General features: G+C 48.8%; 12 protein-coding genes and 1 pseudogene. 5 read left to right on the top strand and 8 right to left on the bottom strand.

Annotated features, from left to right (window positions below; all coding sequences use genetic code 11):
* Window positions 1-463 precede the first annotated feature (463 nt).
* Together DCX48_06995 and DCX48_07000 are read right to left on the bottom strand one after the other, a co-directional pair.
* Window positions 464-1,453, bottom strand: coding sequence for a pirin (locus DCX48_06995; GenBank protein QXE14282.1), 990 nt, complete (start codon window positions 1,451-1,453; stop codon window positions 464-466).
* A 12-nt stretch (window positions 1,454-1,465) separates the two neighbouring features.
* On the bottom strand, window positions 1,466-1,693 hold the full coding sequence (locus DCX48_07000) for an AlpA family phage regulatory protein (protein QXE14283.1): 228 nt from the start codon (window positions 1,691-1,693) through the stop codon (window positions 1,466-1,468).
* Between the two features lie 87 nt (window positions 1,694-1,780).
* On the opposite strand from DCX48_07000, the gene DCX48_07005 reads away from it, so the two are divergent.
* The gene (locus tag DCX48_07005) at window positions 1,781-2,815 is read left to right on the top strand and encodes a transcriptional regulator (GenBank protein ID QXE14284.1); all 1,035 of its coding nucleotides are present in this window, start codon (window positions 1,781-1,783) and stop codon (window positions 2,813-2,815) included.
* 423 nt (window positions 2,816-3,238) lie between these two features.
* Here the strand turns inward: DCX48_07005 and DCX48_07010 are convergent, their stop codons facing one another.
* From DCX48_07010 to guaB, 3 genes and pseudogenes are all read right to left on the bottom strand, one after another.
* A complete protein-coding gene (locus tag DCX48_07010; GenBank protein QXE14285.1) occupies window positions 3,239-4,429 on the bottom strand; it encodes a site-specific integrase in 1,191 nt (396 codons plus the stop codon).
* Window positions 4,430-4,736: 307 nt separating this feature from the next.
* The gene (gene guaA / locus DCX48_07015; GenBank protein ID QXE14286.1) at window positions 4,737-6,314 is read right to left on the bottom strand and encodes a glutamine-hydrolyzing GMP synthase; all 1,578 of its coding nucleotides are present in this window, start codon (window positions 6,312-6,314) and stop codon (window positions 4,737-4,739) included.
* Window positions 6,315-6,420: 106 nt separating this feature from the next.
* Window positions 6,421-7,973, bottom strand: a pseudogene (guaB, locus tag DCX48_07020) (IMP dehydrogenase).
* Between the two features lie 86 nt (window positions 7,974-8,059).
* Between guaB and xseA the strand changes: the two are divergent.
* From xseA to DCX48_07035, 3 genes are all read left to right on the top strand, one after another.
* A complete protein-coding gene (xseA, locus tag DCX48_07025; GenBank protein ID QXE14287.1) occupies window positions 8,060-9,448 on the top strand; it encodes an exodeoxyribonuclease VII large subunit in 1,389 nt (462 codons plus the stop codon).
* Between the two features lie 237 nt (window positions 9,449-9,685).
* Window positions 9,686-10,729: a peptidase M4 family protein gene (locus tag DCX48_07030; GenBank protein QXE14288.1), complete on the top strand. Its 1,044-nt coding sequence runs from the start codon at window positions 9,686-9,688 to the stop codon at window positions 10,727-10,729.
* Entirely contained in the window at window positions 10,726-11,070 is a 345-nt protein-coding gene (locus tag DCX48_07035) for a hypothetical protein (GenBank protein QXE14289.1), read from the top strand. The genes DCX48_07030 and DCX48_07035 overlap by 4 nt, the downstream gene beginning before the upstream one ends.
* A 146-nt stretch (window positions 11,071-11,216) precedes the next feature.
* Here DCX48_07035 and DCX48_07040 read toward each other — a convergent pair whose 3' ends face one another.
* Entirely contained in the window at window positions 11,217-12,107 is an 891-nt protein-coding gene (locus DCX48_07040) for an AraC family transcriptional regulator (GenBank protein ID QXE14290.1), read from the bottom strand.
* A gap of 160 nt (window positions 12,108-12,267) precedes the next feature.
* Here DCX48_07040 and DCX48_07045 point away from each other — a divergent pair, with 160 nt between their 5' ends.
* Complete coding sequence (locus tag DCX48_07045) at window positions 12,268-13,023, top strand: SDR family oxidoreductase (protein ID QXE14291.1); 756 nt, start codon at window positions 12,268-12,270, stop codon at window positions 13,021-13,023.
* Between the two features lie 103 nt (window positions 13,024-13,126).
* Here DCX48_07045 and DCX48_07050 read toward each other — a convergent pair whose 3' ends face one another.
* Together DCX48_07050 and der are read right to left on the bottom strand one after the other, a co-directional pair.
* Window positions 13,127-14,086 (bottom strand): AEC family transporter, encoded by a 960-nt coding sequence (locus DCX48_07050; protein QXE14292.1) that lies wholly within the window; start codon window positions 14,084-14,086, stop codon window positions 13,127-13,129.
* 92 nt (window positions 14,087-14,178) lie between these two features.
* Window positions 14,179-15,666, bottom strand: coding sequence for a ribosome biogenesis GTPase Der (der, locus tag DCX48_07055; protein QXE14293.1), 1,488 nt, complete (start codon window positions 15,664-15,666; stop codon window positions 14,179-14,181).
* Window positions 15,667-15,701 lie beyond the last annotated feature (35 nt).

The raw sequence follows: 15,701 nt of genomic DNA on the forward strand, positions 1-15,701 counted from the left end.
AACAACCTACCTCATGTGTCAACAATAAAAATACAAGCTATGAATGCTTACAGAACAAATCGTTTTCAAAAGAAACAGATAACATTTAGAAAAATGTATTTTTTAGCTAAACAAATCTAAATAAAAATTAACATTAAAAAACCCGATAGTGATAATCAGGAATGTAATTTTTCCCCATCGAGCTTATCCACAATATCTATCATTTAACTATAGGTTAATTTTTATATAGGTTAAACCTACAGGAAAACACTACAGGGTGATCTATAACCCTCTGTTATAAATTGCTTTTACAGCCATCCAAGAGACAGAACATGCGCATACCGAGACAAAACATGCGTAAACTGAGACAGAACATGCGCAGAATACTTTCCTTAAAGCGTGACAGAATATGCGTGGATAACTTTCTTCATCCCCAAGCTTACACCCCCTGGTAAAGGGTCAGTTGATAGAGGTTCATCACGCTTTAATATCCCTCGTTTCTGTATTTTTTCCTTCGAGGTACTTGAGGAGCACTTGGTTTTATAAGAAGTCCTTTGTCGGTTGATGTAGCGTCTAGCCCTGGCCATGCCCGCTGTACCTTTTCAAGACCATCGTTAAACCGTCGTCTAAAGTCTTTGACATCGGCATAATTTGATCCCATTTGCTCCATCAAACCTAGCCAAGGGATAATTGTGACTCGCTTTAAATAACTCACACGATACGTCGCCCAGCAATATATATCTAAGGCCATCGGAGAGCGCTTTATCAAACGCAATACTCTCATATCCAATGGAACAGGTTTATCTGTTATCAGTTGAAAAAATTTAGGTGACAACTCAACCCAAGACTCCCATAAAAAATCTTGTTCTGGTTGTTTTGCACTCCACAAAATATGGGAAACATCAGCTACTCTGGCTCCCACTTCATCCTCACAAATATATCTACTTTCCTCATTTAACTCTGAAAACGTAACACTGATCGTAGTTTTAAATAATCGCCGCATCTGTTCTCGAAATGGGTTTATAGAACCATTTTTCCCACCGGTTGAGCGAAGACCTAAGTCTTCCATGAAACGCCGTTGGGAGCGACCCAATTCAAGCTTTCGCGCTTCCTGTTCAGTAATAAAGCCTTTATCCAGTTTTGACTTATTTCTAACTGCTTGAGAACTAACCCAAACCAATAGTAATCGAGCATAGCAACCGAAAGGCAAACCTACTGCTGATGGTGCCATCATATGCATGGTTAAATTACCATTTTTACGGCACCACTCATTTAACCTTGGTTTGCTGTGTGGTAGGGTTGCTTGAATTAAGAACCGAGCAATAAAACCTATTTCATTAGCCTCCAGAGCACTACACTCCTGGATTGCCAAAAGTTTATCTATATATCTCGTAATTCTCTTAACTTTCACTGACTCTTTTTTATTTTGAGTCGGTTCCCTAGAGGGAGCATCCATTATATATTTAATCGTCATGATGACTCGCACTTACCAAAAAAAACCGGGTCTTGCTGCCTTTAAAGCAGACCTGCGCTTTTCTTCAATCCAGTTTTCAACCTCAGCTAAATCCCAAGCAACACTTCGACTAGTCAAGACAATACGTTTAGGAAACTCACCACGCTGCTCCAAGTTATAGATTGTTCGATCAGACAAAGGAATCATCTTGAGTAATGTCCTGCGATTAATCAGCATTTTATTATTCATTGATGAATTCATACCATATCTCCTTATCAACACTGTTTAGTAGATATTGCCTGAAGCTTCTTGTATCTTAGCGGTATCAATTGGACAAATAGGTTGGACATGACAATATTTGAAACGGAAGAAAATGCGCAAAAACGACTAGGGCTTTATTACATACCTGTTTGGGAACATACTGATGAAACGGTAGCACATGCCATCCGCATTTTTAGGGGGAAATGGCATTCATACTCTGATAAATCTAAACGGTATAACATCATAAAATTGATCAAAGAGTTGATTGATCCATCTGTAGCAGAATATTTAAGCAAACTTCCAAATCATTACTTATCTTTTTGCCCTGCCTCAATAAAAAATTGTAACTATAGTGAACTTGTTAAACTCAGAGGATTTTCTTATACGGCCAATCAAATTCATTTTCATCTGCGAAATTTTGTTAACCATAGCTCCCACACAGAGCAAGATATATTTTTTATATCCACTCAGGACATGCTAAAATCATTTTTTATGTATTGTGAAGGAAACAGCCCAAAAAATTCAAAGCTAGCTCCCGATCTATATGTAAATACGGAAAGAAAAACGCGAACCTGTGCCTTATGTGGAAACCAGACTGAATTTTCATTATTTATTAACTCATGGAAAGAGAGTGGAATTATTGAAGGTGAAGAAAGCGAAGATAATGAGAAATTTGGAAAAAAAAAGAGACCAGACTTCAGTCAAACGTACTGTCAAAATCACCGATCGAAACTGCACGATGGTTCTTGGAGCGCAACCTATAAACGGGCCAAACGTTCAACAAAGCAATTTGAGCAAGAAGTCTTGAGGCTACGGAGACAAATTTCCCATCCAGATCGCTACAATGCAAAATCTGGAGATAATTTAGTTGATGAGTACTTTTATCATTACCTCTGTGATTCTTCACTAGATCCAACTAATGTGCCTGAACTGCGCAACTTAGCACGCAGAATGGTAGATTCGCGACTGACTGACAACAAAAAGCGAATACTGGTTCTTCATAAGCAAGGGCTTTCCAATCGCGAAATTGGTATAAAACTAGGGGAATTAATAGGTAGCGCACTAACAAATCAAGCTATTTCTAAAGCCTTGGGAACGATTCGTGATGAGTTCATCTTATAAAATTCCATTTCTGGAAAATTTTAGCGGCTAAAATCTTCCACGATTAAACGGTATTAAGATGATGGCTCATGGTGTTGTGATTTATCATTTGCAGCGCAGCTGTAAGCGATTATACAAAATGGATCTCTTTGATATTACCTCACCAGTAAACCACAGAAGCCGGTCTGTAATGGCATAGGGCTGATCAATTCTATGGTTATGCAATGGCTAATCACCTTACTTGCCTCTGGTCATTTAAGGCGTTAGTTTTCCTGCGAGTAAGTCTAAGCCAAAGTGTCGTTTACAGTTGCCCGGCCCTCTGCTCAATAGGTACTAACTTACTTGCTGAATCATAGCGGTGGCATTTAGAGACATAGATGACCACATATTTAGCGGCTAAAACCTTCCTTCTGTTGCTAGAAAAAGATTGATTATAATTTATTATCAATTACTTACCCATTCATTAATCATATTCGCCCAATCTTGCAGCATCTCTGATCTCTGCTCGCGGTACTCGGCTTTATTATAAACAGCCCGTACCCCTTTCTGTTCATGCGCAAGGCACTTCTCAATCCAGTCAGTATTGTACCCGGCCTCATGTAACAAGGTGCTGGCTGTACGCCGTAAGTCATGGGGACCAAACTTGGGTAATGACTGCCCTTCTTTCTGTGCCAGGCGATACGTCAGTGTCAAAACCCGGTTTAAAGTAGCGCTACTCATTGGCGCATCGGAATCGTACCGCGAAGGAAGGATAAAATCAGAGCTACCGGCAAAGGTTTTGAGAGCAATCAAAATATCCATTGCCTGTCGGGGAAGAAAAACCAAATGTGGATTACGTCGTTTCATCCTCTCCTTTGGTATCGTCCATACAGCTTCACTAAAATTGATCTCGTTCCAGGTCGCGTTAGTAAGCTCACTTTTACGTACCATCGTTAACAGCAAAAGTTTAACAGCTGCTCTGATTGATGGCGTCGTTCCTACCCGTTCCATATACCGATACATCAGACCAATTTCAACTGGCGTCAATGCCCTATCACGAGGCTCAAATTTCGCTATGCTTGCAGGCCGTACCAGATCAGCTGGATTCTCCACCTTCTGACCCCGCTCAATAGCCCAGCGATAGACTTGCAATACAATCTCTCTGGCGTGAACAGCTGTCGCCGGTGCCCCTCTCTCGACAATGCTATCGGTTAATGCGCGTAAGTCTTCATGTGTAATCTCACTCAGTTTCTGCTGGGCAAATTTTGACTTCAACTCCCTTTGATATACCGAACGCCGCATATCACGCGTCGATTCAGCCATTTGATAACCGCGTAACCATTTCTCGGCCCACGCACCAAAAGTCTCCGCATCTTTGATACGCGCTTTATCTCTGGCTTTTTCCCTCGCAGGCGATCTTCCACTGGTAACCATTTTTTTGGCTTCATTGAGCCGTTCACGCGCTTCTGCAAGCGTGATCCCTCCAACACCATAGCGGCCAAAAGTAACGGTCTCCTGTCTTCCGTTTATTGAATAGTTATAACGAAATGAGATCGTTCCCGCAGGAGTGACCGCAACATACAGCCCATCACGGTCATTAACTTTATAGAGTTTTTCCTTCGGCTTAAGGTGACGCAGCCTGGTGTCAGTCAACATGGTTTATTGTTTTCCTTTATCAAAAAATACCATGTTGTAAAAAATTCAGAAAAGTTATTTAACTATCTGTTTTTAATTGATTTATAAAAAACAAATACCATAACTAAACCTAAATCTATCACATGGTACTTTTTCAAACCTGAATTCAAAACCAGAGAGTACCATCAAAAATTCCATTGAAAAAACCGTGCTTCCCGTTGCTAACAGCTGCCAGAAAATGCCAGACACAAAAACAAAAAAGCCCGCAGTTACGCGGGCTTAGAGGTACTTTACTGCTTTTACGTGCAGGCGGTTGCCAGACGCGAAATCATTCCCACTCAATCGTTGCCGGCGGCTTGCCCGATACGTCGTAAACGACGCGGGAGATGCCGTCGACTTCGTTGATGATGCGGTTGGATACACGGCCGAGGAAATCGTATGGCAAGTGTGCCCAGTGCGCAGTCATAAAGTCGATGGTTTCTACTGCGCGCAGCGCGACAACCCAATCGTATTTACGGCCATCACCCATTACGCCTACGGACCGGACCGGCAGGAAGACGGTGAATGCTTGGCTAACCTTGTTATACAGGTCAGCTTTGTGCAGTTCTTCGATGAAGATCGCATCCGCACGACGCAGCAGGTCACAGTATTCTTTCTTCACTTCACCCAGTACACGCACGCCCAGGCCTGGGCCAGGGAACGGATGGCGGTACAGCATGTTGTACGGCAGACCCAGTTCCAGACCAATCTTGCGCACTTCATCTTTGAACAGCTCTTTCAACGGCTCGACCAGACCCAGCTTCATCTCTTTCGGCAGGCCACCCACGTTGTGGTGTGACTTGATCACGTGCGCTTTGCCCGTCGCAGACGCCGCAGATTCGATCACGTCCGGGTAGATGGTGCCTTGAGCCAGCCATTTCACTTCGGCTTGCTTGTTGGCTTCTTCATCGAACACTTCAACAAACACGCGGCCAATGATTTTACGCTTGGCTTCTGGCTCATCTTCACCCGCCAGCTCGTTCAGGAAGCGATCTTCTGCCGCCACATGAACAATGTTCAGACCAAAATTATCGCCGAACATTTCCAGAACCTGATCGGCTTCGTTCAGGCGAAGCAGGCCGTTGTCGACAAACACGCAGGTCAGGCGGTCACCAATCGCACGGTGCAGCAGCATCGCGGTAACGGAAGAATCCACGCCGCCAGACAGACCCAAAATCACGCTGTCGTTACCCACCTGCTCGCGAATACGGTTCACCGCATCGTCGATAATCTTGGCTGGTGTCCACAGAGCTTCACACTGGCAGATATCAAGGACAAAACGCTCTAACATGCGCTGGCCCTGACGCGTGTGCGTCACTTCCGGGTGGAACTGCACGCCGTAAAAACGTTTCTCTTCGTTAGCCATGATAGCGAACGGACAGGTATCCGTACTGGCAACGGTCTCGAACCCTTCTGGGATCGCCGTTACTTTGTCGCCGTGGCTCATCCAGACATCCAGCAGCGGCGCGCCCGTGGCGCTCAACGCATCCTGAATATCACGCACCAGCGCGCTATTAGTTTTAACTTCTACCTGCGCATAACCAAACTCACGCTCGTTGGAACCTTCAACGTGGCCACCCAGCTGCATCGCCATCGTCTGCATGCCATAGCACACGCCTAATACCGGTACGCCAGCGTTGAAAACGTATTCTGGCGCACGCGGGCTGCCAAACTCGGTGGTGCTTTCCGGGCCACCAGACAGGATGATCCCGTTCGGATTAAAGCCGCGAATCTGCGCTTCCGTGACATCCCATGCCCACAGTTCACAGTAAACGCCCAGCTCACGCACGCGACGTGCAACCAGCTGCGTGTACTGCGAGCCGAAATCCAGAATAAGAATGCGGTGTTGATGAATGTTTTGAGTCATGAGGAGCGTGTTCCAAAAAGCTAAAAAATAAGTAAACCCGGCGAATAGCCCTAAAAAGATAGGAATAGTACCGGGTTTATCGGGTTAAATCAGCCCGCAAATTACCTTATGAACCCATACGGTAGTTTGGTGACTCTTTAGTGATGGTAACGTCGTGAACATGGCTTTCCTGAATGCCGGCGCCACTGATGCGCACAAACTCAGCCTGCGTACGCAGCGCGTCGATGGTGGCACAACCCGTCAAACCCATGCAGGAGCGCAAGCCGCCCATCTGCTGGTGAACGATCTCTTTCAGGCGGCCTTTATAGGCTACGCGGCCTTCGATACCTTCCGGCACCAGTTTGTCGGCAGCGTTATCGGTCTGGAAGTAACGGTCTGATGAGCCTTTGGACATCGCGCCCAGTGAACCCATACCGCGATAAGATTTAAATGAACGTCCTTGATACAGTTCGATTTCGCCCGGGGATTCTTCCGTACCCGCCAGCATAGAACCGACCATGACACACGCTGCGCCTGCTGCGATGGCTTTAGCGATGTCGCCGGAGAAGCGGATACCGCCGTCGGCGATGACCGGAATACCCGTGCCTTCCAACGCTTCAACCGCATCGGAGATCGCAGTAATCTGCGGTACGCCCACGCCAGTAACAATACGGGTAGTACAGATAGAGCCAGGGCCGATACCGACTTTCACTGCGCTAACACCGGCTTCAACCAGCGCTTTCGCACCAGAGCCCGTCGCAACGTTGCCGCCGATGATTTCGAGGTTCGGGTATTTGGCGCGTGTTTCACGAATACGCTGCAATACGCCTTCGGAATGACCGTGTGAGGAGTCGATCAGCAGTACGTCAACGCCTGCGGCAACCAGCGCATCAACACGCTCTTCGTTACCTGCACCAGCGCCAACCGCCGCGCCTACGCGCAGACGACCGTGTTCGTCTTTACAGGCGTTCGGTTTACGTTCTGCTTTCTGGAAATCTTTTACCGTGATCATGCCGATCAGGTGGAATTTGTCGTCAACAACCAGCGCTTTTTCAACGCGTTTTTCGTGCATTTTTTGCAGCACAACATCACGCGCTTCGCCTTCGTTGACAGTAACCAGACGCTCTTTCGGCGTCATGAACGCGCTGACGGGTTTTTCCAGATCGGTAACAAAGCGCACGTCACGGCCAGTGATGATACCGACCAATTCGTTGTCTTTTGCCACAACAGGATAACCAGCAAAGCCGTTACGCTCGGTCAGCTCTCTCATTTCACGCAGCGTCGTTTCTGGCGCCACAGTCTGTGGATCGACCACAACGCCGCTTTCATATTTCTTCACGCGGCTAACTTCTTCAGCCTGACGCTCAATCGACATATTTTTGTGGATAAAGCCCAAACCGCCTTCCTGCGCCAGCGCAATGGCCAGGCCGGATTCGGTAACGGTATCCATCGCTGCGGACAGCATAGGAATATTCAGGCGAATGTTTTTCGTCAACTGCGTGGACAGATCGGCAGTATTAGGCAGAACAGTAGAATGAGCGGGAACCAGGAGGACGTCGTCAAACGTCAGTGCTTCTTTAGCGATACGTAGCATGGGCAATATCTCACCAAGGTGGATGTTAGGAATAGATAAAATATTGCCGTGGCATTATACAGAGCGTAATCGATTGCCTCCAGCATTATTTTACTAAAATGCTTGATTACCTGTTTCAGGTAGGTAGTATCAATCGATTAAGTGACTGTTTTAAAATTTGATCTGGCTCACAATGTCTCAATTTCCCTCCTCTGCAATTTTTACCGTTAGCCGCCTGAATCAGACGGTTAGACAACTGTTGGAAATGGAAATGGGCCAAATTTGGCTCTCCGGCGAAATTTCCAACCTTTCTCAGCCCTCATCCGGCCATTGGTATTTCACGCTGAAAGACGAGCGTGCGCAGGTGCGCTGCGCGATGTTCCGCACCAGTAACCGCAGAGTGACGTTCCGCCCGCAAAACGGCCAGCAGATCATTATTCGCGCAACCATCACACTGTATGAACCCCGTGGCGACTATCAGTTGCTGGCGGAAAGCATGCAGCCCGCTGGCGACGGCCTGTTACAGCAACAGTTTGAACAGCTCAAGCAGCGTCTCGCCGCCGAAGGGCTATTCGACCAGCAGTTTAAGCAAGTGCTCCCCTCTCCCGCCAAACAGGTCGGTGTGATTACGTCAGTCAGCGGTGCTGCCCTGCACGATATCTTGCAGGTGTTACAGCGCCGCGATCCGTCACTGCCGGTTATCGTGTATCCCACATCGGTGCAAGGGGCGGAAGCGCCGCTACAGATTGTTCGCGCCATCGAACTGGCTAACCAGAGAGATGAGTGTGATGTGTTAATTGTCGGGCGCGGTGGCGGTTCGCTGGAAGATCTCTGGAGTTTTAACGATGAACGCGTAGCCCGCGCTATCTTCGCCAGCCGCATTCCTATCGTCAGCGCCGTCGGCCATGAAACCGATGTCACTATCGCTGATTTCGTGGGTGACCTGCGCGCGCCCACGCCGTCCGCCGCGGCCGAATTAGTCAGCCGTAACCAACTTGAGCTGTTGCGCCAGATCCAGTCCCAGCGCCAGCGTCTGGAAATGGCGATGGACTACTACCTTGCCCAGCGCAATCGAGAATTTACTCGTCTGCACCATCGCTTACAGCAGCAGCATCCGCAACTGCGGCTGGCACGTCAGCAGGCTCAATTGGTCAAACTGCGCCAGCGGCTGGATGATGCCATGCAGCAGCAGCTTCGGCAGACCTCGCGCCGAAGTGAACGCTTACAACAGCGCCTGATGCAACAGCAGCCGCAGACTCGTATACATCGTGCACAACAGCGTTTACAGCAACTTAGCTATCAGATGCAGAGCGCAGTGGATCGTCAGTTAAATCAAAATAAGCAGAAGTTGGGCGTCGCCTGTTCGCGACTGGAAGGCGTTAGCCCGCTGGCAACGCTGGCACGCGGCTATAATGTCACCACGGCATCGGACGGTAAGGTGCTGAAAAATGTCGCGCAAATCACCCCCGGTGAAACACTGAAAACCCGCTTGCAGGACGGTTGGGTGGAAAGTCAGGTCACAACGCTGGCTCCAAACCTAAGTTCCGTGAAAAAGCGGCGAAAATCCTCATCTCAGTCATAAAAATCGCACGATCATCACAAAACTCATGGGATGGGGATTTGTCCTAAAACGACGGCGATCCCCCATTCTTGCCCCTGATATCTGAACTATACTCATTTCCAGTTCACTAAAATTATATTCATCGTTTTCACCGCACAGGTTCCAGCCTCTGCACGGTGAAGCGGATCGGATAACAATACAGTGAGCTTTATTGATCGTCTGTGTTACCCCTGATGAACGTTTTCAAGGAGATGAGGTATGAAGTCCAGACCGATTTGTAGCGTGATACCCCCTTATATTTTGCATCGTATTATCGCAAACGGTACCGACGAGCAGCGCCACTGTGCGCAACAAACGCTGATGCACGTTCAGTCATTGATGGTCAGCCACAATCCGCGCCCAGAACCTCATGAGAAATTGCCCGCCGGGCAGGCAAATCGCAGTATCCATGATGCAGAACAGTTGCAACAGTTACCCGGCAAGTTGGTACGCGCTGAAGGCCAATCCAGCAACGGTGATGTCGCCGTAGATGAGGCCTACGACTATCTAGGCGTAACCTATGACTTCTTCTGGAAGGTTTTCCAACGTAATTCGCTGGACGCTGAAGGGCTGACGCTGGCTGGCACAGTGCATTACGGTCAGGATTATCAGAATGCCTTCTGGACTGGGCAGCAGATGGTATTCGGGGATGGCGACGGCAAAATATTCAATCGTTTCACGATTGCACTTGATGTGATTGCACATGAACTCGCTCATGGCATCACCGAACATGAAGCGGGGCTGATTTATTTCCGCCAGTCCGGCGCACTCAATGAATCACTGTCCGACGTCTTTGGTTCCATGGTCAAACAGTATCATTTAGGGCAAACCGCTGAGCAGGCCGACTGGTTTATCGGCGCTGAACTTCTGGCAGACGGCATCCATGGTATGGGGCTACGTTCTATGTCCCATCCGGGTACTGCGTATGATGATGAGCTATTGGGTATCGATCCCCAGCCCTCTCACATGAATGAATACGTAAACACGCGTGAAGACAACGGCGGCGTACATTTGAATTCGGGCATTCCCAACCGAGCGTTCTATCTGACGGCCATCGCTCTAGGAGGCCACTCTTGGGAAAAAGCGGGCCGAATCTGGTACGACACGCTGTGTGATAAAACGCTACCACAAAATGCGGATTTCGAGATTTTCGCGCGCCATACTATTCAACATGCAGCCCAACGCTTTAACCAAACCGTTGCTGACATCGTCCAGCAATCGTGGGAAACCGTGGGCGTGGAGGTACGGAAGGAGTTCTTATGAAAACGTTGCCGGATCTCAACGACGACGCCACTATTGAGCTGGCACGTGAAGGAGGATTCGCCTGGATTCCCAAGCTGGCGGGGACGCGACGTTTCGCGCTCGCCAGTGTGCCGTCATCCGAACGGGAGCGCATTTGTAGTGCGATCCGTAATGCCTTCCCTCAGGCTCGCGAGCCCGGCAAACCGGACGGTCCGGGCCGTGGCGACCAATTTTATTACCGTATCAGTATTAGCTACAGCCACCCGCAGCAGAATCAGTATGCCGATATCATATTGCTGATCCCGGAAGACAGCGCGCCACCGGAGCTGGCTGATCTGTGGCGCAACGGCCTACCTCAGTGACAACGGATGAGCAGTAACGACGAATTTAATCGGTGTGCGTGTAGTTAATCGGTAAATATGGAGTGTGACGCTCTGTGGAGCGAAAACTCGCGTTAATACCATCAATTTATTGCTCTAACTGATAATTTACAGGGTAATGCTCTCTTTCATTCCTGAGAGGCACTCGATCTGATCAGACGAATATCACGTCCTGGTGGAATATTAAACATTCGGGCATATTCACGGGTGAACTGCGATACACTGGCGTAGCCGACAGCAGAAGCCGCATGAGTAATACCCACTCCATTTGTCAACATCAGATTTCTGGCATTAATCAGACGGAGCTGCTTCTGAAACTGCAAGGGGGTGAGTGTGGTGAGTGACCGGAAATATTGATGAAATACCGACACACTCATACCAGCCGCACTGGCAAGTTCTTGGATTCTAATCGAGCGCATAAAATCTTTACGCAGTATGGCTATTGCGCGGCTGACTCGTCCGGCATGACTGTCAACAGCGCCAAGGGCCCGGATTGCTGATCCATGCTTACTTCTGAGCAGCCAGTAATGTAGCTCGCGTATTAGTCCCTTACCGAGGATATTGAGCGCTTCATGCTGTCCGAACAACTTTACCAGACGGTATGCGGTGTCTGCCAAGTCGTCACAAATCGATTCGATATGAATATTGCCCGAAGCATTACTTATTTTAGTCGGCATAACCACCTGGAGTTCACGGAGGATCTCAATATCCAACTCAAGTACAAGTGAATAATAGGGGGCACCTTTACTGGCCTGAGTTATCTGACTGACTGTCGGGATGTCGGCGGATATAACCATCGCTTCTCCGGGACCATACTCAAAGCTGTCAGGGCCTGTTGTAACGCGTTTTCGGCCCTGTAACAGCATGGCTATCAGCGGCTTTGACACTGCAGCCTGTAACTCTCCAGGATGAAGGGAACGTACGATAGTCAGCCCCGGAACCGGAGTGACAGTAACGCCGTTATGGTCAGCACAGGCATCGGCATAGCGGCGGCAAAGATTCAGCAGAGTGTCATTCATCGAACGTTTTCAGACAAGAATAAGTGTTTATATTATGCTGGCAACCAGCACAAACAACTCAATAAAAATATTATTAGGCAAAAAATAACAAAGATCAGGCAATGCAGCCCAGATGAATTGTCATATTGTAGATGCACCAACAGAACAGTAAGGACATATCATGAGCAAAATTACTCTCGTAACGGGGGCTAATAGGGGCCTAGGTCGTAACACCGCACTCTCCATCGCAGAGCGTGGAGGTGATGTCATTGTTACCTACAGAGGAAACACTGAGCAGGCAAAAGAGGTCGTAGATGAAATCCAGTCTCTGGGACGCAAGGCTGTGGCGGTTCAGCTTGACGTGGGTAATAGCGCTAGCTTCCCGACATTTACCAAATCCCTACGTCCTCTACTTTCTGAAATCTGGGACCGTGACACATTCGACCATCTGGTCAATAACGCGGGCCATGGAGAATTCTCCATGATAACAGACACAACTGAAGCGCAGTTTGACGGGCTATTTGATGTTCATGTTAAAGGAATGTTTTTCCTCGTGCAGACACTTCTGCCTTTGCTGGCTGATGGCGGACGTATCATCAACTTTTCGTCTGGCCTGACCCGCGTATCATATCCAGGTTTTTCGGCCTATTCTGCGGCAAAGGCCGCTGTTGAAATGCTCAGTGTCTACATGGCCCGTGAACTGGGCCCACGTGGTATCACCGTAAATACCGTTGCACCCGGTGCGATCGAAACCGATTTCGGTGGCGGGCTTGTTCGGGACAATGCTGATGTTAACGCACAATTTGCAACGATGACTGCTCTCGGACGAGTCGGTGTTCCCGATGATATAGGCCCGATGATTGCCAGTCTGTTACGCGAAGATAATCGCTGGGTTACCGCACAGCGAATCGAAGTGTCAGGCGGGCAGACAATCTAATACTGGCGAATATGCTTCCATAAAAAAGGAATACACCATTCCATAGTGGCGTATTCCTATTAACAGTAAGGAATATCGATAGCTAACTAACGGTTATCAGACACTAAATAACACTGAGCGAACGCAGCACATATAGCCCAATGGCGATCATGAAAAACGCCCCCACCGTCGTCAGCCCAATAATATTCGCCGCCAGCGTAGCGTTCCCCCCCATCGCACGCGTCATCACGTAGCTTCCCGATGCTGTCGGCGTTGAGGAAAACAGGAAGATAATACCCAGTTCAACGCCTCGGAAACCAGCCAGCCATCCCCCAAACGTCAACAGTCCCGGAACGACCAATAGCTTAGCTACGGAAGAGAGCATGGCGACGTTGGACGAACGAAACATACTGCGCCATTCCAGACTCGCTCCGGCACAGAGTAACGCCAGCGGTAGCGCCATTGAGGAAATAAAGCTGCCAGTTTGCTTAATCACGGCAGGTATCGGTAAATGGCTCTGCGCATATGCGGCACCACAGAGTAAACCGATAATCAGCGGGTTGGTGAAAATACCGCGCAGCAGCGTACGCACCGGAATACGCTGCTCGGGAGACTGCCGCTGCAAACTGCGCGTTAACGTGATAACGGATAGCGCATTGAACATAATCACCGTCACCATCAGATACATGGATCCGACAGCCACGCCCTCTTCACCATAAGCACTCATCGCAAACGCCATGCCCATAATGCCCGTGTTGGAACGGAAACCACCCTGAACGAAGATACCCCTCTCCGTGGGTTCCTTGACCAGACGAATCGCCACTATCTCCAATAGCAGGAAAGTTGCCAACGTCCCCACGGTGCCATACACCACCAGCGGCCACTGCTCTGAGAATGCCTGATGAGTGGTCGCGACACTGAAAAACAACAGGCAAGGCAGAGAAAGGTTGAACACTAACCGCATCGCGGTATCGCAAAAAGCATCGTTCAACAAATTCAGCTTACGCAATGCCACACCGATTAATAGCATAAGTAGATTAGGCATCGTGACGTTGAACGCAAAACTCCAGGTTTCCCAGGACATGACTTTCCTTGAGTATTATTTGTTTTGTTAACTACAGTTCGTTTCGTCTCTGACAAAACGGGGCGAATATTGCTATTCGCCCCGTTAATAAATCACTTACTTTTTTTAAGATGCGACATCAACCGTTTGCGCTTGCGTAGCTGAGTTGGCGTCAGCTTGTTGCGCTTCTCTGCAAAGGGGTTTTCCCCTTCTTTAAACTGAATACGAATCGGCGTGCCCATCACTTCCAGCGAACGGCGATAGTAATTCATCAGGTAGCGCTTGTAGGAATCCGGCAGGTCTTTCACCTGATTACCGTGGATCACCACAATCGGTGGGTTATAACCCCCAGCGTGTGCATATTTCAGCTTCACACGACGACCGCGCACCAGCGGCGGTTGGTGATCGTCTGACGCCATTTGCATAATACGAGTCAACATCGCCGTACTCACACGACGCGTTGCACAAGAATAGGCTTCGGTAACCGACTCAAACAGGTTACCGACACCGCTACCGTGTAGCGCAGAAATGAAGTGAATGCGGGCAAAATCGATAAAGCCGAGACGCAGATCCAGCGTATCTTTCACCTGATCGCGCACTTCCTGCGACAGGCCATCCCACTTATTCATCACAATTACCAGTGAGCGCCCACTATTGAGGATAAAGCCCAGCAGCGAGAGATCCTGATCGGAAATGCCTTCACGCGCATCGATAACCAACAGTACCACATTGGCATCTTCAATCGCCTGCAACGTCTTGATGACGGAGAATTTTTCTACCGTTTCCGTGACTTTGCCGCGCTTACGCACCCCAGCGGTATCAATCAGAATATATTCACGTTCGTCACGCACCATCGGGATATAGATACTGTCACGCGTCGTGCCTGGCATGTCGTACACTACCACACGCTCTTCACCCAGAATTCGGTTAGTCAGCGTGGATTTACCGACATTCGGACGCCCTACGATAGCCAGCTTGATCGGCAAATCTTCAGGATTGAAATCGTCTTCCGCTTCTTCTTCGCTGGCCTGCTCTTCTGCTTCTAACGCAGCCCAGTAAGCCGCGTTCTCTTCTTCTTCGGTTAACTCGACCGGCTCTTCTATTTCATCTTGTACAAACGGCAGCAGAACGGTTTCCAGCAGCGACGTCACACCACGGCCATGAGATGCCGCGATCGCGTAGACTTCTCCCATACCGAGCGAGTAAAAATCTGCCGTGACCATATCTGGGTCAAGGCCATCGGTTTTGTTAGCGACCAGCACCGTCATCTTTTCGCGGCTACGCAAATGCTTGGCAATGCCTTCATCCGCAGGCATCAACCCCGCGCGAGCATCCACCATGAACAGCACGATGTCCGCCTCTTCAATCGCCACCAGCGATTGACCCGCCATGCGCGTTTCCACACCGTCTTCCGTACCATCGATACCACCGGTATCGACGATAATAAATTCATGCCCTTCCACTTCTGCACGACCATACTTGCGGTCACGAGTCAGCCCAGGGAAATCCGCCACCAATGCATCACGAGTGCGCGTTAAGCGGTTAAATAGCGTGGATTTCCCCACATTCGGGCGCCCGACCAGCGCGACGACAGGTATCATTGTTACAACCTCATTACTTATATTTCAATACGTTA

The sequence above is a fragment of the Pectobacterium atrosepticum genome (genome assembly GCA_019056595.1).
GTDB classification, from domain to species: domain Bacteria; phylum Pseudomonadota; class Gammaproteobacteria; order Enterobacterales; family Enterobacteriaceae; genus Pectobacterium; species Pectobacterium atrosepticum.

What these genes read in the sequence shown, in the direction of transcription:
- DCX48_06995 (QXE14282.1), bottom strand. Translation starts at nt 1,453, where the DNA reads ATGACGATTAAATATATAATGGATGCTCCCTCTAGGGAACCGACTCAA.
- DCX48_07000 (QXE14283.1), bottom strand. Translation starts at nt 1,693, where the DNA reads ATGAATTCATCAATGAATAATAAAATGCTGATTAATCGCAGGACATTA.
- DCX48_07005 (QXE14284.1), top strand. Translation starts at nt 1,781, where the DNA reads ATGACAATATTTGAAACGGAAGAAAATGCGCAAAAACGACTAGGGCTT.
- DCX48_07010 (QXE14285.1), bottom strand. Translation starts at nt 4,429, where the DNA reads ATGTTGACTGACACCAGGCTGCGTCACCTTAAGCCGAAGGAAAAACTC.
- guaA (QXE14286.1), bottom strand. Translation starts at nt 6,314, where the DNA reads ATGACTCAAAACATTCATCAACACCGCATTCTTATTCTGGATTTCGGC.
- xseA (QXE14287.1), top strand. Translation starts at nt 8,060, where the DNA reads ATGTCTCAATTTCCCTCCTCTGCAATTTTTACCGTTAGCCGCCTGAAT.
- DCX48_07030 (QXE14288.1), top strand. Translation starts at nt 9,686, where the DNA reads ATGAAGTCCAGACCGATTTGTAGCGTGATACCCCCTTATATTTTGCAT.
- DCX48_07035 (QXE14289.1), top strand. Translation starts at nt 10,726, where the DNA reads ATGAAAACGTTGCCGGATCTCAACGACGACGCCACTATTGAGCTGGCA.
- DCX48_07040 (QXE14290.1), bottom strand. Translation starts at nt 12,107, where the DNA reads ATGAATGACACTCTGCTGAATCTTTGCCGCCGCTATGCCGATGCCTGT.
- DCX48_07045 (QXE14291.1), top strand. Translation starts at nt 12,268, where the DNA reads ATGAGCAAAATTACTCTCGTAACGGGGGCTAATAGGGGCCTAGGTCGT.
- DCX48_07050 (QXE14292.1), bottom strand. Translation starts at nt 14,086, where the DNA reads ATGTCCTGGGAAACCTGGAGTTTTGCGTTCAACGTCACGATGCCTAAT.
- der (QXE14293.1), bottom strand. Translation starts at nt 15,666, where the DNA reads ATGATACCTGTCGTCGCGCTGGTCGGGCGCCCGAATGTGGGGAAATCC.